The organism is Rhizobium sp. BK312 (assembly GCF_014193605.1).
Classification (GTDB): domain Bacteria; phylum Pseudomonadota; class Alphaproteobacteria; order Rhizobiales; family Rhizobiaceae; genus Rhizobium.
The window spans coordinates 937370-961156 of sequence record NZ_JACHZP010000001.1 but is presented as its reverse complement, the minus strand read 5'-3'; the positions used below and the strand labels follow the sequence as shown (position 1 = coordinate 961156).

The window sequence follows — 23787 nt, the reverse complement described above, 5'->3', positions numbered from 1 at the left end:
GCGCCGCCCTGACATCAATAGGCGCTGATGCCCGTTCCCTTGTAAACCTTGTCGAACTCTGCCTTGACGGCGTCATTCTGGTAAGCCGCAACCAGCGTCTTAACCCAGGCCTCGTTCTCGCTGCCCTGCTTGACGGCGATAAAGTTGCGGTAGGGGTTGCCGTCGATCGGCTCCTGCGCAATGCGATCCTTCGGGGTCAGGCCGCTCTTCAGCGCCCAGTCGGTGTTGACGACGGCTGCGTCCAGGTCGTCGATCGAGCGGCCGACGATGCCGGCGTCCAGTTCCTTGATCTCGACGTTCTTGGGGTTTTCAACGATGTCGGCGGTTGTCACGAGAATGCCGGTGCCATCCTTGAGCTTGATCACACCTTCGTTCTGCAGCACGCGCAGTGCACGGCCCTCGTTGGACGGATCGTTCGGTACGCCGATGACCGCACCCTTCGGAAGCTCTGCCACGGTCTTGTATTTCTTGGTGTAGAGGCCGATCGGCCAGACGCCGGTATAGCCGACGCTGACAATGTGGTAGCCGTGCTGCTTGATCTGATTGTCGAGGTAAGGCTTGTGCTGGAAAGCGTTGGCATCGATTTCGCCGCGCTCGAGGGCTTCGTTCGGCTGGGTGTAGTCGTTGAAGACGACCGTCTCGATCTTCAATCCTTTCTTGGCGGCTTCAGCAGTCACGACACGCCAGACATCTTCGTCTTCACCGCTGATGATGCCGACCTTGATTGTCTTGTCTGCCGCGAAAGATGGCGTAGAAGTCGCCGTCCAGCCGAAAACGGCGACAGCAGAGGCGAGGATGGCAGCAAGGCCGGCGCGGCGGGAAAGGCGCAGCGCGTCGAAACCTCTAGAAAGCTTTTCAGTCATGGGAAATCCTGTTCCTGATGATCGAGATCAATATCTCGTGACGGCTTAATCATCTCAGACGCGTGTTCGCGCTGCCAAGCAGGATCATGCGTTGTGCGCCGCACTTCTGAAAAACTCTTTTCAGTGCGGTGCAAAGCGCAAACTAATTTTCTATAAATATTGTGGATTATTTATGCGGCAAATGAGATTTTGCCTGAAAAATGTGCAGATTAACGATGGATCGGGTCCTTCCAGAGGACTTCTTCCGGTTTTTCCACCGGTTCGATATCCAGATTGACAACGACCGGTTCCTGCCCGGAGCGAACGAGAACACATTCCAGCGTTTCATCGCGGCTGGCATTGATCTCCTGATGCGGCACGTAGGGCGGCACGAAGATGAAATCGCCGGGGCCGGCTTCGGCGACGAATTCGAGGTTGTCACCCCAGCGCATCCGGGCCTTGCCCTTGACGACGTAGATGATGCTTTCGAGGTCGCCGTGATGGTGAGCGCCGGTCTTGGCATTGGCGTGGATCGTCACGGTTCCCGCCCAGATCTTTTCAGCGCCGGCGCGCGCATGATTGATCGCGGTCGCGCGGTTCATGCCGGGGGTTTGTGCGGTATTCGGATCCAGCGCATTGCCGGGAATGATCTTGATGCCGTGTTCGCGCCAATCGATGGGCTGAGGGTCGTGATCATGCCCGTCGTGATGCTGATGTTCATGATCGCCGCACATGGCGTTCCCTTTGCTCCTGGGAGAGAGATTCGCGCGCCTTTCCTCGGCACCCGGTAATTTCATACTACGCGAAGTCATTCAAAAATAAAGAGAATTACAGAAAATTCTTAAAGAGGCTTTTCAAGTCGAGATTAATCTATAGACTTGATCAAGTTAAATGACCGGTGGGAACATTTCGTGTGTGTCCCGCGTTGCGCCGGTCACGAGATGGTTTGCCGCGCCACGCCCCGTTCTTCCGGCGCGCCAAGCTGACGAAGCAGCGCTTGGGTCTCGGAGGAGAGACCATCCAATTTCATACATGCGCCGGACTTCCAATTGAAAGGAGACAGACATGTCGAATGCCTTGCCGCCCCTTCATGAGGGTCATGCACCCATCACCCTGCAGCAGCTCTTCCGCGAAGCGCTCTATGCCTTCGAGGAATGGGACAGCGAAGTAACCGAACCGATCGTGACGTTCGAAGGACGCATCCATCCCATCAGCGTTGTGTTCGAAGCGATGCGCGAATGCACAGACATTGTGCCCAACAACATTGTCTCGGCCGTAACCGAGCGGCTAACCAAGCCCTGGGAAGGCGAAGGCCCGCTTGACACGATGACCTTTTCGACGGCTGCCCGCGTGATGGGCGTTCTCGTTCGCAAAAGGCTGCTCGCCGTGAATAACGGGCTCGACGTTGCCGCCCTTGCTGCAGACGCTCAGACGACGGAAAAATCCGATCGCTGAAAAGCGAAAGACCATTTAAAGAAGGCCCGCCGGCACGCCCGCGGGCCTTCTGCATTTTCAGCGTTTGCGGACATCGAATTCCGGATCGACAGGGATCTGCATCGCCGTGACCAGATGGTTCGTTTGTCCGGCAAGGCCGATCACCGCCAGCAGTTCGGCGTGCTGGGCATCGGTCATCCCTTTCGCCTTCGCGGCAGTCGTATGGGAATGGATGCAATAGCTGCAGCCATTGGCGGTGGAGACGGCAATGTAGATCATCTCGTGCACCAGCGGATCGAGCGCGCCTTCCGTCATCATGACAGCTTTCAGCCCTTCCCAAGTGCGCTTCAGCAGTGCCGGGTCGTTCGCCAGGCCGCGCCAGAAATTATTGACGAAATCGGATTTTCTCACTGCGCGAATATCGTCGAACACCGCCTTCACGGCCGGGATCGCCTCTGCCTCCGCATCATCGAGCAATTTAACCGTTGCCATTCCCTGCATCTCCTTCAGCAAATCCATTTGCGTCGGACAATAGCGCATTTTGTGACGTTGGCGGCAGCATAGAGCGCGAATTCATGCTGTCTTTTCGATTGCAAAAATCATGCATATGTGAAAAAACTATTCACATAAGAAGAGTAGAGCTCTCTGCGGAAACGACGGCAGGGTTAGGAGGAGAGGCGCTTTGAGGACGCATCCGCCTATCCGCATCGGCGGGTGATTGCTGAAATTCGAATGTGCAGCTCGCATAATGTGGCCCTCTGGGAGGAGTTCGACCTCGGGTTAGAGGTCGAGAGGTCGCGATGGATTTAGAAGGAGTTTTCCAATGACGCGCATCACCAATCTTCGCGTTTTCGATTTGCGCTTCCCGACATCGCAGAGCCTCGATGGTTCGGACGCGATGAATCCAGATCCGGATTATTCGGCAGCTTATGTCATCCTCGACACCGACAAGCCGGGCCTTGCCGGCCACGGCCTGACCTTCACCATCGGCCGCGGCAATGACATTTGCTGCATGGCAATCGAGGCGATGCGGCATCTGGTCGTCGGCACCGAACTTGCGACGGTTCTGGAAAACCCCGGCAAATACTGGCGGCATCTGACCAGCGACAGTCAGCTGCGCTGGATCGGCCCAGAGAAGGGCGCGATGCATCTGGCAACCGGCGCTGTCGTCAATGCCGTCTGGGATCTGCTCGCGAAGGAGGCCGGCAAGCCGGTCTGGCGGCTGGTTTCGGAGATGAATGCCGAACAGATCGCCGATATCGTCGACTATCGTTACCTGACCGATGTGCTGACCCGCGATGAGGCCGTCGCCATCCTGAAGAAGGCGGAAGCCGGCAAGGCCGATCGTATCGCTACGCTCGAGCGTGAGGGCTATGCCTGCTACACGACATCAGCCGGTTGGCTTGGCTATGACGACGCCAAGCTGCGCCGCCTGTGCCAGGAGGCGATCGATGCCGGCTTCAACCATGTGAAGATGAAGGTCGGCCGTGATCTCGAAGACGATATTCGCCGTCTCACCATTGCCCGCGAGGTGATCGGCCCCGATCGTTACCTCATGATCGACGCCAACCAGGTCTGGGAGGTCAATCAGGCGATCGACTGGGTGAAGAAGCTCGCCTTCGCTAAGCCCTTCTTCATCGAAGAACCCACTAGCCCTGACGATGTTGCCGGACACCGCAAGATCCGCCAGGCCATCGGCCCGGTGAAGGTCGCCACCGGCGAGATGTGCCAGAACCGCATCATGTTCAAGCAGTTCATCGCCGAGGGCGCGATCGACATCGTGCAGATCGATTCCTGCCGCATGGGCGGTCTCAACGAAGTGCTGGCGGTGCTGCTGATCGCCGCCAAGTATGGGTTGCCGGTCTGGCCGCATGCCGGTGGCGTCGGGCTTTGCGAATATGTGCAGCACCTGTCGATGATTGATTACATCGCCGTATCCGGCACCAAGGATGGCCGCGTCATCGAATATGTCGATCACCTGCACGAGCATTTCATCGACCCCTGCATCATCCGCGATGCAGCCTACATGCCGCCGAGCCTGCCGGGCTTCTCGATCGAGATGAAGCCGGAATCGATCGCGGAATATACGTTCGGGGGTTGAGCCCCAGCTGTATTCGTCAACGCAAAAGCCCGCCAGATCGCGGGCTTTTGTCTTTCTGCTCAAGAGGTCGTTTCAGGCGGACTTGTTGAGCCACTCTTGAATGACCGGCACATCGGCATCGTCAAACTCATGACCGGCGGGAACGGTTGCAAGTTCGACCTTTGCGTCGCCATCGCGCAGGCGTTCGGCCAATGGCTGAGCGTATGGGCCATACAGATCCTTCTCGCCGGCGACCACCAGCACATTGGCATCCGACATATCAGCCGCCGGCGGATTTTCGAGCACGGCCATAGAGCGCAGCAGCACGGCGCGGCGGATGAGATGCGGGTGCAGCGACAGCATGGCGTTCAGCAGGTTGGCGCCGTTCGAATAGCCGATATAGACGATGCGATCTGGATCGAGGCCATAGGCATGGATCGCGCCGTCGATGAAGGCAGCAAAGGCTTCGGCCTCGCTGGCGATATCCGTCTGATCGAAGGACATCGGCCCATTGCGGCGGAACCAGCGCGGCGCTCCTTCCTCCAGCGCACGGCCACGCACGCTGAGCAAGGTCGCATTGGGATCGATCTCGTGACCAAGCGGCAGCATTGTCGTTTCGTTGGCGCCGGAACCGTGCAGCAGAATGAAGACATTGCCGTTCGGCTCATCGGGCGTGAAGAAACGATGGATGAAGGGCAGGTCGCGATAGATGACGCGCGGCTCTCCGGGCATGGAGAACTGCGGCAGGATCACGTTCAGCTCGGCCAAAAGCTTGGGACTGTCGCCGGGAGCGAAGAGGCGCGTGCCAAGCGTCGTTTCGTCCTCGTCGATCAACATGCCAGGCGCATCCGTGGCGAGTTCGAACAGGATCTGGCCAGGTTCGCGGACATAGAGCGAGCGGAAATATTTGCGGTCATGCATCGTCGTCGGCCCGGAATCGATCGCCTGCAGGGCGGTGTGGACCGACTGCAATTCCGCATCGTCGGCGGCGCGAAAGGCGACATGATCGATCGTACCCGTACCCGGGGCGCTCGCCCAGAAGCCGCGGGCATCGCGGATGTCGAGGATATCGCCAGGCTCCGAGACGAGTCGGCTGATCGCGCCATTGGTGGCAAGGGGCCGGTAGTCGAAATGGTCGATCAAAATGGCCTGGGTTTCATCAGGCGTTTCGCTGAATAGCGTCGCGCCACGGATACGTCGGACTGCGTGTTCCTGCGGAATGGTGTCGCTTGTCCATGGAGCCGCCGCCTGCAGCGTGTTCGTTCCCACCAATTTGACGATGACGCCGTCCGGATCCTTCAGCCGAAGCACAGGCTCACCGAATTCGTCGGAGGGGCCTTCGGGCTTGAGGCCGGCACTCAGGGCACGCGTCAGCCAGAAACCGATGCTTGCGGGATCGATGGCGAGAGAGATTTCGCCGATCTGCCCGACGCCGGCGCGGCCGGGCGAACCATCCTCCCAGACAAGGAAAGTAATCAGCGAGCCGGGCGAGCCCTTGGCGTCGCCATAGAGGAGATGAAGCTGGGTAGCGTCTTCAAAGCCGCCGGTGCGCTTGACTAGGCGCAGGCCGAGGAAGCCGACGTAGAAATCGACATTCGCCTGGACCTTGCGGGTGATCAGCGTGATGTGATGGATGCCGGCGACCATGGAATGCTCCAGACTGTTATTTCGTTCTGGTCGCTATTTAGGTCGAGGTCATTGTTCAATGCAATGCGCCGCCCGTGAAGGCACTGTTCACAAAAGCCGCTATTGCCGCAGTGGGCGGGAGGCGAGCATCAGTGCTCGGCGAGGCTGTCTTCCGGTGATTTGCGGCGGTGGCCGCTGATTTCCGAACCGGCTGTGCGCGAGAAGCTGGCGTTCCAGATGACAGCGAGAAGCGCAATGGTCGTGACGACGATGAAGGCGACGGAGAAGTCGACCATCTCCGGCTTGGCGTGACCAAGGAACTGTGTCGAGCCATGCAGCGCCAAGGCGGCGACGCAGATGCCGAGAGACAGCATCAGTTGCTGGAAGGTCGAGTAGAAACTTGTCGCAATGCTCATGCGGTCGCGCTCGATCTCGTCATAGGCAATCGTGTTGTAGGCCGTGAACTGGAACGACATGAAGAAGCCGCAGAAGAACAGGATCACGAAGATGACAGGCAGCGGCCAATCCGGCTTGAAGATGGCGCACATGCCATAGCCGAGCGTGCCGATGAGGCCGAAGATGATAAGGGCGGTGCGGAAGCCGAGCGTGCGCAGGATGCGAACCTGAAAAGGCTTCATGGCCATGGAGCCGAGAGCGGTCGCAATGGCAATCTGGCCGGCGGCAGCGGCCGAAAGACCGAAACCGAGCTGCAGCATCAGCGGGATCAGGAAGGGATGGGCGCCCTGGCTGATGCGCGTCAGCGAACCGGCGATGACCGAGGTGCGGAACGTCGGCACCTTCATCAAGGAGAAATCCATGATCGGCGAGGGGTGCTTGCGGGCATGGCGCAGATAGGCGATGCCGAACAAGAGGCCGATAGAGATGAGGAAGACCGCGAGATAGCCTTCGCCCTCGCGGCTCGACATTTCGAAGCCGAAGAGCAGCGATCCCAGCGAAATGCCCGAGAGGATAAAGCCGGAGAGATCGAAGCGGCCGGTGCGCGGGCCTTTCACCTCCTCGATGAACATCGTCACCAGGATGAAGCCGATAATGCCGATCGGCACGTTGATGTAGAAGATCCAGCGCCAGTCGAGGTAGGTCACGAACATGCCGCCGACCGGCGGGCCGAGAATGGGGCCGACGAGCGCCGGGATCAGCAGCCAGGACATGGCATTGACCATATCCTTGCGGGCGACGCTGCGCATCAGCACGAGGCGACCCACGGGCAGCATCATCGCGCCGCCGAGACCCTGAAGGAGGCGCGCGATCACGAGGAAGAAAAGGTTCGGCGCCTGCGCGCAGAGAAGCGAGCCGACGACAAAGACCGCGATGGCGGATCGGAAGACGGTGCGCGACCCGAAGCGGTCTGCAATAGCGCCGCTGGCGGGAATGAAGATCGCGAGGCTGAGGAGATAGGATGTCAGCGAGATACTCATGGCCGGCGCGCTGACGCCGAAGTCTCTCGCCATGGTCGGAAGGGCTGTTGCGAGCACGGTCGCGTCGAGCTGTTCCATGAACATCGCGCTTGCTACGATAAGCGCTACTACACGAAAATTCGGTGCGGCCCGCCTGATGGGGGCGGCCTGAAATATCTGATCCGACATTGTCGGGGATCGCTCTCGATGGTGCGGTGGGGTCGTAAGACAGAACCGCAAGTCTGGTCATGGCGCGAAGGCCTATTTGAACGGCGGTTTGTATACTCCTGCTTGCACGCGATTGCTATATCAGAAATCGCAAATCCCATTCATGGGATGAAAAAAATGATGCACATGCAGGGGCAAACGGCATCAAATGAACGTGAGGTGAATGAATAGGCGCGATATCGCACCGAAATGCTCACGCTTGGTTTTTTCGCGTAAGATAATGTGCTCCTTCCGCCGGATGCTATAGGCAAAAAGACCGGTGCCAATTGGTGGTGGCACCGGTCCGAGTCGTCGTTTTCGGCAGGCACCGAGGCGATCAGTAGCCTTCGGCAAGCCCTGAGCCGGCACGGCTGTCCACGGCGCCGTTATAGCGGGCGCCACCGCCCTTGGCGATGTCGCTGAGGCTCTTGCCCCCGACAAGTATGCCGGCCGCCTGGCCCCAGATCGGCCAGCTATTGTCCACCTGAACCGTGTAGCCCATACCGGTCAGAAGCTTGATCGTATCGGGCGAGAGCGCGCGGGGTTCCATATAGACCTTGTCCGGCAGCCATTGGTGATGGATGCGCGGGGCGTCAATGGCTTCCTGAATGTTCATGCCAAAATCGATGACGTTGATGATCGCTTCCAGCGTGATGGTGATGATGCGCGAGCCGCCGGGGCTGCCGATCACCATGAAGGGCTTGCCGTCCTTGGTGACGATCGTCGGGCTCATGGAGGAGAGCGGCGTCTTCTTCGGCTGGATGGCATTGGCCTCGCCCTGCACCAGGCCGTAAAGGTTGGGCACGCCGGGCTTGGAGGTGAAGTCATCCATCTCGTTGTTCAAGAGGATGCCAGTGCCAGGCGCAACGACGCCGGCACCGAAGGAGCCGTTCAGCGTATAGGTGACGGCGACGGCATTGCCGTCATTGTCGATGATCGAATAATGCGTTGTTTCGTGGCTTTCGCCGAGGCCCTTGGGCATCAGATCCTTGGAGATGCCAGCCTTGTAGGGCGAGATGCCGTCGCGGATCTTCTGGGCATAGGCCTTATCGAGCAGCTTGCTGACGGGGTTGTCAACGAAGTCGGGATCGCCGAGCGCCGAATTGCGGTCGACATAGGCGTAGCGCATGGCTTCGACCATGTAGTGGACCGTGTCGGCCGAGGCGTAGCCGGTATAGGAGAGCGGATAGCCTTCCAGCACATTGAGGATTTCGCAGATGATGACGCCGCCGGAGGAGGGTGGCGGCGAGGAGATGATCTCGTAGCCGCGATAATTGCACTTCACGGGCTCGAGCTCGCGGACTTTGTATTGTTCGAAATCCTGGTTTGCGAGAATGCCGCCCTTGTCCTGGCTTGCCTTGACGATGGCATTGGCGACCGGTCCCTTGTAGAAACCATCCGGTCCCTGATCGGAAATGCCGGATAGGGCATTGGCGAGATCCGGCTGCATCAGCTTGTCGCCTGTCGCGAAGGGTTTTCCATCCGCCTTGGTGAAGATCGCCGCGGTGGCCGGATCGCGCGAAAGCCATGCCTTGCCCCCGTTCAGTTCGGCAGCATCGGCCTGGTTCAGCGTGAAGCCTTCCTTGGCATAACGAATGGCCGGCGCGATCAGATCCTGGCGGGACTTGGTGCCGTATTTCTCGCGGGCCGTCTCGAAGCCCATGACTGAGCCCGGAACGCCGACGGCGAGATAGCCGTCCGTGCTGGCGCCTTTGACGATATTGCCCTTGTCGTCGAGATACATGCCTTTGGTCGCCGCCAGGGGCGCGCGCTCGCGGAAGTCGAGGAAGGTCGTCTTGCCGTCGCGCATGCGGATGGTCATGAAGCCGCCGCCGCCGATATTACCGGCGGTCGGGTACACCACGGCCAGCGCATAGCCGACCGCAACGGCGGCATCGACGGCATTGCCGCCATTCTTCAGCACTTCGACGCCGACATCGGTGGCGAGATGCTGAGCCGTGACCACCATGCCATGCTCCGCCTCGACCGGCGGCGGCGCGGCAGCTCTGGCGGTGACGGAAAAGAGAGCAAATGTGACCAGGGTTACCGACGAAATCGCCCGCTGGCGGAAGTGGCGCATGATGAATATGCCTCCCATTGTTATCTTGATGGAAAATCGCCAACGAATGACATGGCGTCGCGCGCGAAAATGGCGATATCCGCTGTCACAATTTTTTAATGGAGCGATCCCGCCGCGGCCGGAAGCCGGCGCACTATGTCTTCCATGCACTACTACGGATAATTTCGGTCCTCCTGCCGCGCGGAAAATCGCTTCGCACTTGCAATATTTCTTTTATTAGTTGAATCTATTTTAGATTATTGCTTGTCGAAGCGAGTATTGCGTGGAGGGTAATCATGGCCGTGACGAAGCTCGAGCAATGGAAGAGCGAGCGCAGGATCAAGACCAGGCCATTCATCGTTGGCGAAAGGACGCATGTCGTGGAAATCGAATGCGACCATTGCAGCCGACGTTTTCTTCGATGGGCATCGACGGCAGCCGCCTACTGGCGCTGTGACGATTGCACCGCAATTATTTAAGCTTACCCGTTCCGGGGGTTACGCGATCAGGATGGCGCGGAAGTCGTTGACGTTCGTTCCCGTAGGGCCGGGGACGAAGAGATCTCCGATCGCGTTGAAGGCCGTCCACGCATCGTTGTTTGCCAGCATCTCAGCCGGAACCATTCCAGCCTTGCGCAGCCGTGCCACAGTGCTCGCATCTGCAAAGGCGCCGGCATTGTCCTCGCTGCCGTCGATGCCATCCGTGTCGGCGGCCATGGCGTGAATGCCGGCATGGCCGTCGAGATCGATGGCCAGCGACAGCAGGAACTCCGAGTTTCGCCCGCCCTTGCCCTTGCCTTTCAAGGTCACCGTGGTTTCGCCGCCTGACAGTAGCACGATCGGCTTGACGAAGGGCCGGTTGCGATGAAGCACCTCGCGGGCAATCGCGGCGTGGACATGAGCAGCTTCGCAGGCCTCGCCCTCGACGGCGTCGGAGAGGATGGCCGCTTCGACGCCGGCAGAACGCGCCACCTCAGCAGCAGCTTCCAGCGAGACACCGGCAGAGGCGATGACATGCACTTCATTGCCGGCAAAACGAGGATCCTCCGGGCGGGGCGCATCCGCTTCAACTTTCTCCATATGGGCGAGAACGGCCGGCGGCAGTTCGATGCGGTAGAGGCGGATGAGATCGAGCGCTTCGGCGCGCGTGCCGAGGCCGGGTACGGTCGGGCCGGAGGCCACGAGGGCAGGATCGTCGCCGGGAATGTCCGAGACGACGAGCGAGACGACCTTGGCGGGAAGGGCTGCGGCAGCCAGCCGGCCACCCTTGATGGTCGACAGATGCTTGCGAATGACATTCATCGCCGAGATCGGCGCGCCGGAGGCGAGCAGCGCCTTGTTGACCGCGATTTCGTCCGCAAGGCCCAGGCCGTCCGCTGGCGAGGGAAGCAGCGCCGAGCCGCCGCCTGATATCAGTGCGATCACCAGATCGTCCTCCGTCAGGCCCTCGACAAGTTTCAGAAGCCGACGGGAAGCGACGAGGCCTGCTTCGTCCGGCACGGGATGGGCGGCTTCGATGATCTCGATCCGGCGGCAGGGGGCGGAAAATCCGTATCGCGTCACGACAAGGCCTTGCAGTGGGCCATCCCAGCATTGCTCCAGCGCGGCCGCCATCTGGGCAGATCCTTTGCCGGCGCCGATAACGATCGTGCGGCCCTTCGGTTTGGCCGGCAGATGCGTGCGAATGCCGGTCAACGGATCTGCTGCACGAACCGCGGCATCGAACAGCGAGGTCAGGAAGGCGCGGGGATCGGTAACGGTCATATCGAACTGCCTGTCTTCTAGAGCGTTTGTACGCAATTCTGGACGGAAAACCACTACGCATTTTTCCTGAAATTGCTTCTCAGAGCGTGTAACCATTTGGTGGCTTAACTGGCTGGAAGACGCAAGGGCCACGAACTGCAATTGTGTCCTGCGCGATGAATCCCTATGTAGAAGGAAAGGGTTTCCCGCTTTTATTTCAAGGATTTTCGACATGGCCGAACTGAAAGTGAAGACGAGGCAGACGGGCGCGACCGCTACGGTCGGCCGCACCGGCTTTCCGCATGTGACGTCCGTGACGGGGGGCGAAATCGACATCGTCACTTCGCCATCGCAGCCGGGTTTCAATCCGCTCGACCTGCTCTATTCGTCGCTCTCGGCCTGCCTGGTTTTGAGCGCCCGCATGGCAGCCAGCAGCCTCGGCGTGCTCGACAAGCTCACGGAAGTGACTGCTGTTGTGACAGGGGAAAAGGCGGCGGAGGGCCTTTCTCGCGTGGAGAAATTCAACATCGCCTTCACCATCAAGGGCGATTTCAGTGATGAGGTGCGTAATGCGATCGCGCACGCCGCCGAAGATGAAATCTGCACCGTGAGCAACACTATCCGCGGCAATCCGCAGTTTTCGACAACGATTTCGGGGTGAGTTTTGGATTGGGTGGTGAAAGCCCCTCATCCGCCCTGTCGGGCCCCTTCTCCCCGTCTTGACGGGGAGAAGGGGATGGCCGCGCCACCACCGTTCCATCTCATCGCCAATATGCGCGAAGTATGAAAATTGCCTTTTCCCCAAGCGAGCGTTTGAGGTTGTCACGAGGTCGCTCCCTCTCCCCGTGAGAACGGGGAGAGGGCTGGGGTGAGGGGCCATTTTCCCCATCAACTCTGTATAATGAGTCTGACGACCGTCACTTCGCCGGAAACTTAAACCCCTCAAGATAAGGTCCAAGCTCCGGATCGATATCCACCTTCACGGCATTGTTGTAGATCGCCGTCGCGATCATAATGCCGGCGAAAGCGACGAGGTTGGCAAGCGTCGGCTCGTCGTAGCGGGCCTTCAATCGATCCCAAATCCCCTCCGGAATCGCGTTGGAATCCCTGACGATCGCCTTGCCGAATTCGATCAGCAGCGCCTCGTCGTCTGTCGGCACAATCGTTTCCGGCGTCAGGCCGACATTCATCAGCGCACGCCGGAAGAAGCCGACCGGGATGATCGAGCGGCATTCGAGTGCGATGGCATGGCAAAGGAGCCAGACGGCGCGATCGTCCAGCTCAGGGCGTAGCTCTTCGCGTAGAGGAAACCATTCCGCATAGATGCGATGCGCGACCGGCGAGTGCAGCAATGTCCGCTTCATATTCGTCATGCGGCCGCGCAGCTGCACTTCGCGATCATGCTCGGTGCGCACGGCCTCGGAAGCGGTCTCATAGTCGATCGGCGTGATATGGCTCATATCAGTCTCTTATCGCGGGCTCTGTTACTGCGCTGCCGCAGCCGGTTTCGTGAAGAAGCGGTTTTCCGGGCGCGGCAGGCCGAGGTGTTCGCGCAAGGTCGTGCCTTCGTAATCGCGGCGGAAGATGCCGCGGCGCTGCAGCTCTGGAACGACGCGGGTGGTCACGTCAAGCAGGCCCTGGGGCAGGAAGGGGAAGACGACATTGAAACCGTCGGAGCCTTCCTCGTACAGCCACTGCTCCATCTCGTCAGCGATGCTCTCAGGTGTGCCGACAAAGGCGAGGCCGGCATAGCCGCCGAGGCGTTGGGCAAGCTGGCGCACGGTCAGCTTCTCCGATTCGGCAAGCGCGATGACGCGCTCGCGGCCGCTCTTGCTGGCATTGGTTTCTGGAATTTCCGGCAGCGGGCCATCGGGATCGAATTTGGAGGCGTCATGCCCTAACGCGATCGACAGGGATGCGATGGCGCTATCGTAATGGACGAGGCTATCGAGCTTTGCCCGCTTGGCCTTTGCTTCCTCGATCGTGTCGCCCACAACGATGAAGGCGGCGGGCAGGATCTTCAGATGATCCGGATTGCGGCCGATCGCTTTCATCCGTCCCTTGATATCGGCGAAGATCGACTTGCCGTCCGCCAGGTTGCGCGGCGCGGCGAAGACCGCCTCGGCCGTTTCTGCGGCAAGCTGGCGGCCGGCATCCGATTGCCCGGCTTGGACGATGACGGGCCAGCCCTGCGGCGGTCGCGCGATGTTAAGAGGCCCGCGGACGCTCAGTTCCTCGCCCTTGTGCCCGAGGACATGCATCCGCTCGGGATCGAAGAAGATGCCGCTTTCGGGATCGCGGAGAAAGGCATCGTCGGCGAAGCTGTCCCAGAGGCCGGTTACGACATCATAGAATTCGCGGGCGCGATGATAGCGCTCGCCATGTTCCATATGTTCTTCGAGGCCGAAATTAAGCGCGGCATCGGGATTGGATGTGGTGACTATATTCCAGCCGGCGCGGCCGCCACTGATGTGGTCAAGGGAGGCGAAACGGCGGGCGATGTGATAGGGCAGATCAAAGGTGGTGGAGGCAGTGGCGACGAGGCCGATCCTGTCAGTCACGGCGGCGAGCGCCGAAAGCAGGGTGAAGGGCTCGAAGGAGGTGACAGTCTGGCTGCGCTTCAGGGCCTCGATCGGCATGTTGAGGACCGCGAGGTGATCGGCCATGAAGAAGGCATCGAACTTCGCCCTTTCCAGTTCCTGTGCGAAGCTCTTGATATGCTGGAAATTGAAGTTGGCGTCCGGATAGGCGCCGGGATAACGCCAGGCACCGGTATGCAAGCTGACGGGACGCATGAAGGCCCCGAGCTTCAATTGCTTCTGTTCGGTCATCGGCTCTCTCTCGAAAATCGCCAGGCTGTCATGAAGTAGCGACGGCATTGCCCGTAGAGTAATGCACTACGACGTAGGCGTGCCGGCCGCGCATTCAAAGAGCCGATTTCATTTATTTGATCGCTTTCGCGGAATATTCATCCGGCCGGGCTTTCAGCCACGTTCTGTCCGGCAAAAACCTTCACAAGCCAATCTATGAAGACGCGGACCCTCGGCGAAAGCTGGCGGCTGCGCGGATAGAGCATCGAGACGGGCGTTCGAGTCGGTGGATAGTCCTCAAGGACGTGCAGCAGCTCGCCCGATCGCAGGGCTTCCTCTGCGTGGTAGCGCGGGACCTGGATCAGGCCGAGACCGAGCTTGGCCGCCGCGAAGTAACTCTCGGCCGCATTGACCGAGATGGTGGCCGGCAGGGTAATTTCGCGCACGGCGCCATCGATCTGGAATTCCAGCGGCAGCAATCCGCCTGTTGCGGAAGAGCGGAAGCCGATCATCCGATGCCCGTCGAGCTTCTCCGGATGGGCGGGCATGCCGAACCGTTCGACATAGGCGGGCGCTGCAAGCGTCACCTCCTCCAGCATCGCAACGCGGCGGCCGATCATGTCGCTATCCTGCAGCGTGCCGACGCGCAGCACGCAGTCAATGCCTTCGCGGATCAGATCGACGAACCGGTCGCCCTCGGTGATCTGCAGTTCGATATCGGGATAGGTTTCGAGGAAGGAAGGCAAGTTCGGCAGGACGAAGTGGCGCGCCAGCGTTCCGTGCACGTCGACGCGTAGAACGCCCTTTGGCTTGGCGCCGGCAAAGGCGCCTTCGGCATCCTCGATATCGGAGAGGATACGCAGGCAGCGCTGATAATAGGCTTCGCCGTCGAGCGTCGGGCTCACATGCCGCGTCGTGCGCTGCAGCAGGCGCACGCCGAGACGCGCCTCGACCTGTTTGATCGCGTCCGTCACCGTCGAGCGGGGCAGGCCGGTGTCTTCGGCAGCCAGCGTGAAGCTGCGCCGTTCCACGACCCGGCAAAACACCCGCATGGCATCGAATCTGTCCATATTATTTGTTCGCCGATTTCGGATAGTGATGCCGATTAATGGTCGATTATCCGCCTCATGAAAAGAGGCATCTTCTCCTCATCGAAACGCGCTACGGCGCAAAGCAACGAAGGATGAGGAAAATGAGCAGCAATTCTAACAAGGTAGCAATCGTCGCCGGCGCATCGCGCGGCATCGGTGCCGCCATTGCAGAGCGTTTGGCCGAAGACGGTTTCACCGTCGTCATCAACTATTCCGGCAGCGAAGTCGCCGCCGAGGAACTCGCTCGCAAGATCGAGGAAAAGGGCGGTAGGGCGCTGACCGCTAAAGCCGATGTTTCCGATGTCGAAGCTGTGCGCCGCATGTTCGATGCGGCGGAAACTGCCTTCGGCGGTGTCGATATCCTCGTCAACAATGCCGGCATCATGCAGCTTGCCAAGATCGCTGATGCCGACGACGCGCATTTCGACCGCCATATCGCCATCAACCTCAAGGGCACGTTCAATACGCTGCGCGAAGCCGGCAAGCGCCTGCGTGACGGCGGCCGCATCGTCAACTTCTCGACCAGCATTGTCGGCCTGAAGCTCGAAACCTACGGCGTCTATGCCGCGACGAAGGCGGCGGTCGAGCTTCTGAGCGGCATCATGGCGAAGGAGCTGCGCGGCCGCTCGATAACAGTCAATGCCGTCGCACCCGGCCCGACGGCCACGGATCTCTTTTTGAAGGGCAAGAGCGACGAGCTCATCGATCGCATGGCCAAGATGAACCCGCTGGAGCGCCTGGGCACGCCACAGGATATCGCCGCCGCCGTCTCCTTCCTCGTCGGCCCGGACGGCGGCTGGATCAACGGCCAGACGCTACGCGCCAATGGCGGCATGATCTGAGCCCATTTGGCGGCAGGGCAATTCCTGCCGCTCTCCAATTCATCGTCAACAACAGCCAATCCTCTGAAGGAACAGGATCATGAGCAAGCAAGTCATCGTAATCACTGGCGCATCGAGCGGCTTCGGGGCTCTGACGGCACGCGCTCTCGCCAAGGCAGGCCATACGGTCTATGCCGGCATCCGCGAAACCAGGGGGCGTAATGCGGCGCAGGTCGAGGCAGCGGCGGCTTTCGCCAAGGAGGACGGCGTCGATCTCAGAACCGTCGAACTCGATGTTGCCTCGGATGCTTCGGTCGAAGCCGGTATTGCCGCCGTCATCGCCGAGCAAGGCCGCATCGATACCATCATCCACAATGCCGGCCACATGTCGTTCGGCCCGGCAGAAGCCTTCACGCCCGAACAGTTCGCCGAACTCTACGACATCAACGTGCTTAGCACCCAGCGCGTCAATCGGGCCGTGCTGCCTCACATGCGCAGGCAAGGAAAGGGGCTGGTCGTTTGGGTTTCCTCGTCGAGCACGCGGGGCGGCACGCCGCCGTACCTCTCGCCTTATTTCGCAGCGAAAGCGGCCATGGATTCGCTTGCCGTTTCCTATGCTTCGGAGCTGACACGCTGGGGCATCGAGACCGCCATCATCGTGCCGGGTGCCTTCACGAAAGGCACCAACCATTTTGCCCATTCCGGCTCGCCGGCCGATAAGGCTCGTGCCACCGAATACGACAATGGTCCCTATGCAGGTGTTCCCGATCAGGCACTGAAGGGGCTCGCCTCGCTGGAGCCGGCCGACGCAGATGCAGCCTCGGTTGCGACCGCGATCGTCGATGTGATCGACATGCCGTTTGGAACACGCCCGTTCCGCACCCATATAGACCCCTCGGAAGATGGTGCTGAAATCGTCAATGGCGTTGCCGATCGGGTGAGGGCAGAACTCTTCCGGCGTATCGGCTTGGAGGATTTGCTGAGGCCTGTCGTCAAGGGCTGAGACCGCATTGCCATCTCCCAGCGTCAAATCGCCGCTTCTGTGCCACAGGAGCGGCGACGACTGACGTGCATCGAAACTATTTTGTGCAGGACGGCATTCCAAGCCTTAGAGTTTCGTACTAAAGCGAATCCTTCAGAGGGTCGGGAGATATCCATGGACGCGAAGGACATTGGCGAAATTGCCAGCTGGCTCATGCAGGCCGGCCTCAAGGGAATGACGGAAGTCGATATCCTCTCCGGCTTCTGCGAGCAGTGCCGTCAGCATGGTCTCAACATCGATCGAGCCATGGCGCTGATGGATACGCTGCACCCGGTCTATGAAGGGCGCGCCTTCCGCTGGGACGGCAATCAGATCATCGAGCGCGAGTTCGAATATGGCCCGACGCAACAGGGGATCGCCTCTGAAAACTGGCAGCGTTCCGCCTTCTATCATATGCTGACCACGGGCGGAGACGAGGTGCGCCGGCGCATCGGCTTCGGCGACCCGACCGATTTCTACGGGCTCGATACGCTACTGGCCGACGGTCATACCGACTATATCGCCATGATCCACCGTTTCGAAGAGGGCGGCACGATCGGCGAGATGGATTGCTTCTATTCCAACTTTGCCACCGCGCATGAGGTCGGCTTTCCGGAGGAAGATTTGCGCGTGCTGCGCAAGCTGACGCCCGCGCTGGCTTTGGCGATCAAATGTACCGGCATGAGCCGCATCGCCCGCACCATTGCCGAAGTCTATCTCGGCGAGGATGCCGCCCGGCATGTGCTCGAGGGCAAGATTACCCGCGGCAAGACCGAGCGGATTTCGGCGGCACTCTGGTTCTCCGATCTCGCCAACTACACGCGCATTTCCGATACGGCCGAGCCGGATGAAATCATCCCGATGCTGAATGCCTATGCCGACGCGGTCATCTCCTCGATCCATGAGGCGGGCGGCAATGTGCTGAAGCTGATCGGCGATGGCACGCTGGCGATCTTCAAGGCTCGTAATTCCGCCGATGCCTGCGCTGCCGCCCTGATGGCGGAATCGCTGCTGCGCCAGCGGCTGCGCGACCTCAACTCGCAGCGGCAGATCGAAGGCCGGCCGGTGACGGACGTCTATCTCGGCCTGCATATCGGCGATGTCTTCTACGGGAATATCGGCAGCATGGACCGGCTGGATTTCACGGTGATCGGGCCGGCCGTCAACGAGGTCAGCCGCATCGCCTCGATGTGCCGGTCGGCCGACCGCAATGTCCTGATGTCGTCGAATTTCGTCGAGGCGCTGTCAGGCCAGCAGAGCAACGATCTCGTTTCCGTCGGCCGCTATGCGCTGCGTGGCGTCAACCGGCCGCAGGAATTGTTCACACTGCTCTCTTCGGCGGCCTGACCCGTCTGCGGTGACTGCTTTCAGCGACGGCCGGCCGCAAACATCGGGCCGCCCTTGCTGGCCGGAAAGCCATAGCCATTGATCATGACGAGATCGATATCGCTGGCGCGCGCGGCAACGCCTTCCAAAAGCAACGCCTCGCCTTCGTCAACCATGGCTTTCAGCAGGCGGCTGACGATCTCTTCTGGGGTGAAGCTCTTCGGCACAATGGCTTTTTCGGTGCGCGCGGCTTCGATCATGGCCGTTACCTCGGGATCAACAGTCCGTTTGCCATCGCGGTAGACATACCAGCCGCGGCCCGTCTTCTGGCCGAAGCGTCCCGCTTCGCAGAGCCGGTCGGCGATGACGACGTAGCGCTCCGAGGGATCGCGTGTCGCGGCCTGCCGCTTGCGGCGTGCCCAGGCGATTTCCAAACCCGCCATGTCGAACACGGCAAAAGGCCCCATCGGAAAGCCGTAGGCCTCCAGTGCTGCGTCGATTTCCTGCGGCGAAGCGCCATCCTCGACCATGTATTCCGCTTCGCGGCGATAGGCGGAAAAGATGCGGTTGCCGATGAAGCCTTCGGTGACGCCTGACACCACAGGCAGCTTACCGAGCCGTTTTGCCAGGGCAATGGCTGTCACCAGCACATCCGGCGCCGTCTGCTTGCAATTCACCACCTCCAGGAGCCGCATGATATTGGCGGGCGAGAAGAAGTGTAGGCCGACAATCCGCTCTGGCCGTTGTGTTGCGGCAGCGATCACGTCGGGGTCGAGATAGCTCGTATTGGTGGCAAGAATCGCGTCGGCGCGAACGATCGTATCGAGGCGCTGGAACAGCTCGGTCTTGACTGTGAGATCGTCGAAGACAGCTTCGATGACGAGATCGGCCTGCACCAGCTGCTGCATGTCGGCGGTGACGGTCAGCCGGCCGAGTCGATCTTCTCGCCCCGCCGCATCGAGGCGGCCGGACTGCACGGCCTTGTCGAGGAGGCCGGTGATGCGCTCGCGTCCCTTTTCCGCGACCTCTGTACTCTGCTCGACGCCGATGACCCGGTAGCCGCCATTGAGGGCGGAGACGGCAATGCCCGATCCCATCAGGCCAGTGCCGATGATACCGATGGTTTCGATCTTGCGCGGAGCGACTGTCTCCAGCCCCTCGACTTTGCCGGCGGCTCGCTCGGCGAAGAAGACATGCCGCAGGGCTGCGGCCTCTTCGCTGTCGCGGAGGGCAATAAATGTGCGGCGTTCCTCGGCCAGTCCTTCTGATAAAGAGACGGTCTCCGTCAGGCGCACAAGGCGGACGGCTTCGGCCGGTGCACGCTGGCCGCGTGCCTTGCGCAATGCGTCCGATGCCGCCTTGTCGATCGCATCTGTAGCTTCCGGAGGAACCGTCAGCGATCCCGTGCGGCGCAACGATGCGGCGTTGGTCATCTTGGCGTCGGCGATAGCTTCGGCGATCAGTTCGCCCTTGGTCACGCCATCGACGATGCCGAGCTTCAACGCTTCGGCGGCGGATACGATGCGGCCATTGGCGATCATATCGATGGCGGCGGCGATGCCTGTCAGGCGCGGCAGGCGCTGCGTACCGCCGGCGCCGGGTACGATGCCGAGCTTGACTTCCGGGAGGCCGAGTTTCGCGGCTGGCGCGGCAAGTCGTCGGTGGCAGGCGAGCGCCACTTCCAGGCCGCCGCCGAGCGCAACGCCGTTGATCGCGGCGACAACGGGTTTGGCAAAGGCTTCGATGCGGGAGATGACATCAGGTAGATGCGGCTGGACCGGCGGTTTGCCGAATTCCTTGATATCGGCGCCGCCGATGAAATTGTTGCCCGCTCCGGTCAGTACGACGCCGGCGACTGTGTCATCTTTCTCGGCACGATCCAAAGCGGCCATCAGGCCGGCCCGGACATCGGCGGACAATGCGTTGACCGGTGCATTGTCGATGGTGACGACGAGGATCCCGTCGGCTAGCGCCGCCGAGATGGTGTCCGAAAAGCGCAATGCCGACATAATCTTAATCGCCTCTATTATTCCGGGATGACTGCCGTTGCCTGGATCTCGATCTTGGCACGATCTTCGACGAGGGCGACGACTTGCACGGCGGCCATGGCCGGGAAGTGCCGGCCGATGATTTCGCGGTAAGCCTGGCCGAGACCCTTCAGATTGCCGAGATATTCCTGCTTGTCAGTGAAATACCAGGTCATCGACGTGATGTGCTTCGGCTCGGCGCCTCCTTCCGCAAGGATGGCGACGACATTCTTCAGCGTCTGGCGCACCTGTTCGACGAAATCGTCGCTTTCGAATTCGCAGGCGGCATTCCAGCCGACCTGGCCGCCGACGAACACCATGCGGCCCGTCGCCGCCATGCCATTGGCATAGCCGATCGGCTTGGCCCAGCCCTCAGGTTGCAGGATGGTGTGCATTGGTCGTCTCCAGATGAGAGGTGAGTGCGGCGCGGAGATCATCCGGCCATTCAATGGATCTATGCGTATCGAGCGAGGTGGCGACCACGCGGTGCTTGGCCGTCCATAGGACATGACCATTAGCCGAAATCTGGTGTTGCAGATCGAGCGAAGAGCGGCCGACGCCGTGGACTGAAAGCACGAATTCGAGATCGTCACCTTGCAGGCCGGGCTTGATGAAGGTCAGATCGAGCCGCACGGTGGGGACACCGATGCGGCGGTCGTCGATCAATTTTCGCCAGGAAAAGTCGATCGAGGCGAAATAGTCTTCCAGCACTCCGACGAGGATGTTCAGGTACGAGGGGAAATAGGCGATCCCGGAGGGATCGCAATCTCCGAAGCGCAGGGGTCTGGTGGTTCTAAATGCCACGGCCGGCCTCAGTTCGAAAAGGCGGCGATGCCGGTGATGGCGCGGCCGAGGATGAGGGCGTGGATGTCGTGGGTGCCCTCATAGGTGTTGACCACTTCGAGGTTGACGAGGTGGCGCGCGATGCCGAATTCGTCCGAGATGCCGTTACCACCCAGCATGTCGCGGGCAGCGCGAGCGATGTCCAACGCCTTGCCGCAGCTGTTGCGCTTGAGGATGGAGGTGAGTTCGACGGGCGGATGGCCTTCTTCCTTCATGCGGCCAAGACGCAGGCAGCCCTGCAGGCCGAGCGTGATCTCGGTCACCATGTCGGCAAGCTTCTTCTGGATCAGCTGATTGGCGGCAAGGGGACGGCCGAACTGCTTGCGGTCGAGCACGTACTGGCGTGCCTTGGCATAGCAATCCTCCGCCGCGCCGAGCGCACCCCAGGCAATGCCGAAGCGTGCGGAGTTGAGGCAGGTGAAGGGGCCCTTGAGGCCGGATACGTTCGGCATCAGGTTTTCTTCCGGCACGAAGACATTTTCCATCACGACTTCGCCGGTGATAGATGCGCGCAGCCCCACCTTGCCGTGGATGGCGGGCGCGGAAAGGCCCTTCCAGCCCTTTTCGAGGATGAAGCCGCGGATGAGGCCATCCTCGGTCTTAGCCCAGACGACGAAGACATCGGCGATCGGCGCGTTCGAAATCCAGGTCTTGGCGCCGGTGAGGCTGTAGCCGCCATCGACCTTCTTTGCACGGGTGACCATCGAGCCGGGATCGGAGCCGTGGTTCGGTTCGGTGAGGCCGAAGCAGCCGATCCATTCACCGGTCGCGAGCTTCGGCAGGTACTTCTGTTTCTGCGCATCCGACCCGAAGGTTTCGATCGGCACCATGACCAAGGAAGACTGAACACTCATCATCGAGCGATAGCCGCTATCGACACGCTCGACTTCGCGGGCGATGAGACCATAGGCAACGTAGCTCAGGCCGGCGCCGCCATATTCCGGCGAGATTGTCGGGCCGAGCAGGCCGAGCTCACCCATTTCGCGGAAGATCGCCGGATCGGTCTTTTCGTGGCGGAAGGCTTCCAGCACGCGGGGCGCGAGCTTTTCCTGCGCGTAGGACTGCGCGGTATCCAGCACCATTCGCTCGTCGTCGCTCAGCTGCTCCGTCAGCCGAAACGGATCTGCCCAGTCGAAAATCTCGCGGCTCATGTGCATATCTCCCATTGGAGCGGTTCAGTTTTACAGAGCGACTGAACCGCTCAATTTGTTTGTCCTACGCAATTCCGGACGGAAAACCGTTTCACACTTTTCCTGGAATTGCTCTATGCCTTCAAAAGTTCGCGCGCGACGATGAGTTTCTGAACTTCCGTCGCACCTTCATAGATGCGAAGCGCGCGGATCTCCCGATAGAGTTTTTCCGTTATCTCGCCCGATTTCACGCCGCGCCCGCCAAAGAGCTGAACGGCGCGGTCGATGACGCTCTGCGCGGTTTCCGTCGCCGTCATCTTCGCCATGGCCGCCTCGCGCGTCGTCGGCAACCGCTGCACGTCGCGGCGCCAAGCGGCCCGATAGGTGAGCAGTGCCGCCGCGTCGATGCCGGTCGCCATATCGCCGAGGGCGGCCTGCGTCAACTGAAGGTCGGCAAGAGTGGCACCGAACATCGGGCGCGACCGCGCGTGGGCAAGCGATTCATCGAGCGCGCGGCGGGCAAAGCCGAGGCCGGCAGCCGCCACCGAGGCGCGGAAAATATCGAGCGTGCGCATGGCGATCTTGAAGCCTTCGCCCGGTGCGCCGAGACGGCGCGAAGCAGGAATGCGACAATTGTCGAAACGGGTCGTCGCCAGCGGATGCGGCGCGATGACCTCGATGCGTTCGGCAATCGAGAAGCCGGGATCGTCGGCAAAGACGACGAAAGCCGAGATGCCGCGTGTTCCAGGCGCTTCGCCGGTGCGCGCGAAGACGGTGTAGACGTCGGCGATGCCGCCATTGGAAATCCAGGTCTTCTCGCCGTCGAGAACATAGTGGTCGCCGTCGAGGCGTGCGGCACAGCTCATCGCGGCCACATCGGAGCCGGCGTCCTTTTCCGATAGCGCGAAGGCGGCGAGCCAGTCACCCGAGCGTACCTTGGGCAACACGGCGGCCCGCAATTCGGGCGAGCCGGAGAGGCCGATGGCGCCGGTGCCGAGCCCCTGCATGGCAAAGGCAAAATCGGCAAGGCCGTCATGCCAGGCCAGCGTTTCGCGGGCGAGGCAGACCATGCGGGAATCGATCAGCGGTTCGCTATCGGAAGATCCAGTGGCGGCGGTGAGAAGCCCGGCTTCGCCCAGCGCCTTGACCAGCTTCCGGCATGCGCCATCGACATCGGCGTGACCGATCGAGGCCATGGCGGCGGACCTGGCGAAGGCATCGACTTCGGTCGCGAAACGGTGATGGCGCTCTTCGAAGAAGGGCCACTCCAAATGATCGCGGGTCGGGCCGGCGAGGCTACTTGCCGTGGACAT

General features: G+C 60.7%; 22 protein-coding genes. 7 read left to right on the top strand and 15 right to left on the bottom strand.

Annotation, left to right across the window (positions count from 1 at the left end; all coding sequences use genetic code 11):
* Positions 1-14: 14 nt before the first annotated feature.
* A complete protein-coding gene (locus FHT85_RS04610; protein ID WP_112411440.1) occupies positions 15-863 on the bottom strand; it encodes a MetQ/NlpA family lipoprotein in 849 nt (282 codons plus the stop codon).
* A gap of 209 nt (positions 864-1072) precedes the next feature.
* Entirely contained in the window at positions 1073-1576 is a 504-nt protein-coding gene (locus FHT85_RS04605; protein WP_112335003.1) for a cupin domain-containing protein, read from the bottom strand.
* 331 nt (positions 1577-1907) lie between these two features.
* Here FHT85_RS04605 and FHT85_RS04600 point away from each other — a divergent pair, with 331 nt between their 5' ends.
* Positions 1908-2297: a hypothetical protein gene (locus FHT85_RS04600; RefSeq protein ID WP_112411441.1), complete on the top strand. Its 390-nt coding sequence runs from the start codon at positions 1908-1910 to the stop codon at positions 2295-2297.
* Positions 2298-2354: 57 nt separating this feature from the next.
* Here FHT85_RS04600 and FHT85_RS04595 read toward each other — a convergent pair whose 3' ends face one another.
* Complete coding sequence (locus tag FHT85_RS04595; protein WP_112411442.1) at positions 2355-2768, bottom strand: carboxymuconolactone decarboxylase family protein; 414 nt, start codon at positions 2766-2768, stop codon at positions 2355-2357.
* Between the two features lie 331 nt (positions 2769-3099).
* On the opposite strand from FHT85_RS04595, the gene FHT85_RS04590 reads away from it, so the two are divergent.
* On the top strand, positions 3100-4377 hold the full coding sequence (locus FHT85_RS04590) for an L-fuconate dehydratase (RefSeq protein WP_112411443.1): 1278 nt from the start codon (positions 3100-3102) through the stop codon (positions 4375-4377).
* A gap of 72 nt (positions 4378-4449) precedes the next feature.
* Here FHT85_RS04590 and FHT85_RS04585 read toward each other — a convergent pair whose 3' ends face one another.
* From FHT85_RS04585 to ggt, 3 genes are all read right to left on the bottom strand, one after another.
* The gene (locus FHT85_RS04585) at positions 4450-6003 is read right to left on the bottom strand and encodes a VOC family protein (protein WP_112411444.1); all 1554 of its coding nucleotides are present in this window, start codon (positions 6001-6003) and stop codon (positions 4450-4452) included.
* 128 nt (positions 6004-6131) lie between these two features.
* On the bottom strand, positions 6132-7586 hold the full coding sequence (locus FHT85_RS04580; RefSeq protein WP_112411445.1) for an MFS transporter: 1455 nt from the start codon (positions 7584-7586) through the stop codon (positions 6132-6134).
* Positions 7587-7941: 355 nt separating this feature from the next.
* Entirely contained in the window at positions 7942-9684 is a 1743-nt protein-coding gene (gene ggt, locus FHT85_RS04575; RefSeq protein WP_112411727.1) for a gamma-glutamyltransferase, read from the bottom strand.
* Between the two features lie 275 nt (positions 9685-9959).
* Between ggt and FHT85_RS04570 the strand changes: the two genes are divergently transcribed.
* Positions 9960-10142, top strand: a complete 183-nt coding sequence (locus FHT85_RS04570; RefSeq protein WP_112334997.1) for a hypothetical protein — start codon at positions 9960-9962, stop codon at positions 10140-10142.
* Between the two features lie 18 nt (positions 10143-10160).
* Here the strand turns inward: FHT85_RS04570 and FHT85_RS04565 are convergent, their stop codons facing one another.
* Positions 10161-11426, bottom strand: a complete 1266-nt coding sequence (locus FHT85_RS04565) for a glycerate kinase (RefSeq protein WP_112411446.1) — start codon at positions 11424-11426, stop codon at positions 10161-10163.
* 211 nt (positions 11427-11637) lie between these two features.
* On the opposite strand from FHT85_RS04565, the gene FHT85_RS04560 reads away from it, so the two are divergent.
* Positions 11638-12066, top strand: a complete 429-nt coding sequence (locus FHT85_RS04560) for an OsmC family protein (protein ID WP_112334995.1) — start codon at positions 11638-11640, stop codon at positions 12064-12066.
* Positions 12067-12322: 256 nt separating this feature from the next.
* Here FHT85_RS04560 and FHT85_RS04555 read toward each other — a convergent pair whose 3' ends face one another.
* The 3 genes from FHT85_RS04555 to FHT85_RS04545 form a co-directional block, all read right to left on the bottom strand.
* Entirely contained in the window at positions 12323-12865 is a 543-nt protein-coding gene (locus FHT85_RS04555; protein WP_112411447.1) for a hypothetical protein, read from the bottom strand.
* A gap of 24 nt (positions 12866-12889) precedes the next feature.
* On the bottom strand, positions 12890-14236 hold the full coding sequence (locus FHT85_RS04550) for an LLM class flavin-dependent oxidoreductase (protein ID WP_112411448.1): 1347 nt from the start codon (positions 14234-14236) through the stop codon (positions 12890-12892).
* 137 nt (positions 14237-14373) lie between these two features.
* Entirely contained in the window at positions 14374-15285 is a 912-nt protein-coding gene (locus FHT85_RS04545; protein WP_112411449.1) for a LysR family transcriptional regulator, read from the bottom strand.
* Between the two features lie 122 nt (positions 15286-15407).
* Between FHT85_RS04545 and FHT85_RS04540 the strand changes: the two genes are divergently transcribed.
* From FHT85_RS04540 to FHT85_RS04530, 3 genes are all read left to right on the top strand, one after another.
* Positions 15408-16148: an SDR family oxidoreductase gene (locus FHT85_RS04540; RefSeq protein ID WP_112411728.1), complete on the top strand. Its 741-nt coding sequence runs from the start codon at positions 15408-15410 to the stop codon at positions 16146-16148.
* Positions 16149-16227: 79 nt separating this feature from the next.
* A complete protein-coding gene (locus FHT85_RS04535; RefSeq protein ID WP_112411450.1) occupies positions 16228-17130 on the top strand; it encodes an SDR family oxidoreductase in 903 nt (300 codons plus the stop codon).
* A gap of 153 nt (positions 17131-17283) precedes the next feature.
* On the top strand, positions 17284-18495 hold the full coding sequence (locus FHT85_RS04530; protein WP_112334990.1) for an adenylate/guanylate cyclase domain-containing protein: 1212 nt from the start codon (positions 17284-17286) through the stop codon (positions 18493-18495).
* A 20-nt stretch (positions 18496-18515) separates the two neighbouring features.
* Here FHT85_RS04530 and FHT85_RS04525 read toward each other — a convergent pair whose 3' ends face one another.
* From FHT85_RS04525 to FHT85_RS04505, 5 genes are all read right to left on the bottom strand, one after another.
* A complete protein-coding gene (locus tag FHT85_RS04525) occupies positions 18516-20483 on the bottom strand; it encodes a 3-hydroxyacyl-CoA dehydrogenase NAD-binding domain-containing protein (RefSeq protein ID WP_112411451.1) in 1968 nt (655 codons plus the stop codon).
* A 17-nt stretch (positions 20484-20500) separates the two neighbouring features.
* Complete coding sequence (locus tag FHT85_RS04520; RefSeq protein WP_015340927.1) at positions 20501-20896, bottom strand: RidA family protein; 396 nt, start codon at positions 20894-20896, stop codon at positions 20501-20503.
* Positions 20874-21305 (bottom strand): acyl-CoA thioesterase, encoded by a 432-nt coding sequence (locus FHT85_RS04515; RefSeq protein WP_112399224.1) that lies wholly within the window; start codon positions 21303-21305, stop codon positions 20874-20876. The genes FHT85_RS04520 and FHT85_RS04515 overlap by 23 nt, the downstream gene beginning before the upstream one ends.
* 8 nt (positions 21306-21313) lie before the next feature.
* Positions 21314-22501 carry an acyl-CoA dehydrogenase gene (locus tag FHT85_RS04510; protein ID WP_112411452.1) on the bottom strand — a complete coding sequence of 396 codons (1188 nt, stop codon included), beginning with the start codon at positions 22499-22501 and terminating at the stop codon, positions 21314-21316.
* A 107-nt stretch (positions 22502-22608) separates the two neighbouring features.
* A complete protein-coding gene (locus tag FHT85_RS04505) occupies positions 22609-23787 on the bottom strand; it encodes an acyl-CoA dehydrogenase family protein (protein ID WP_112411453.1) in 1179 nt (392 codons plus the stop codon).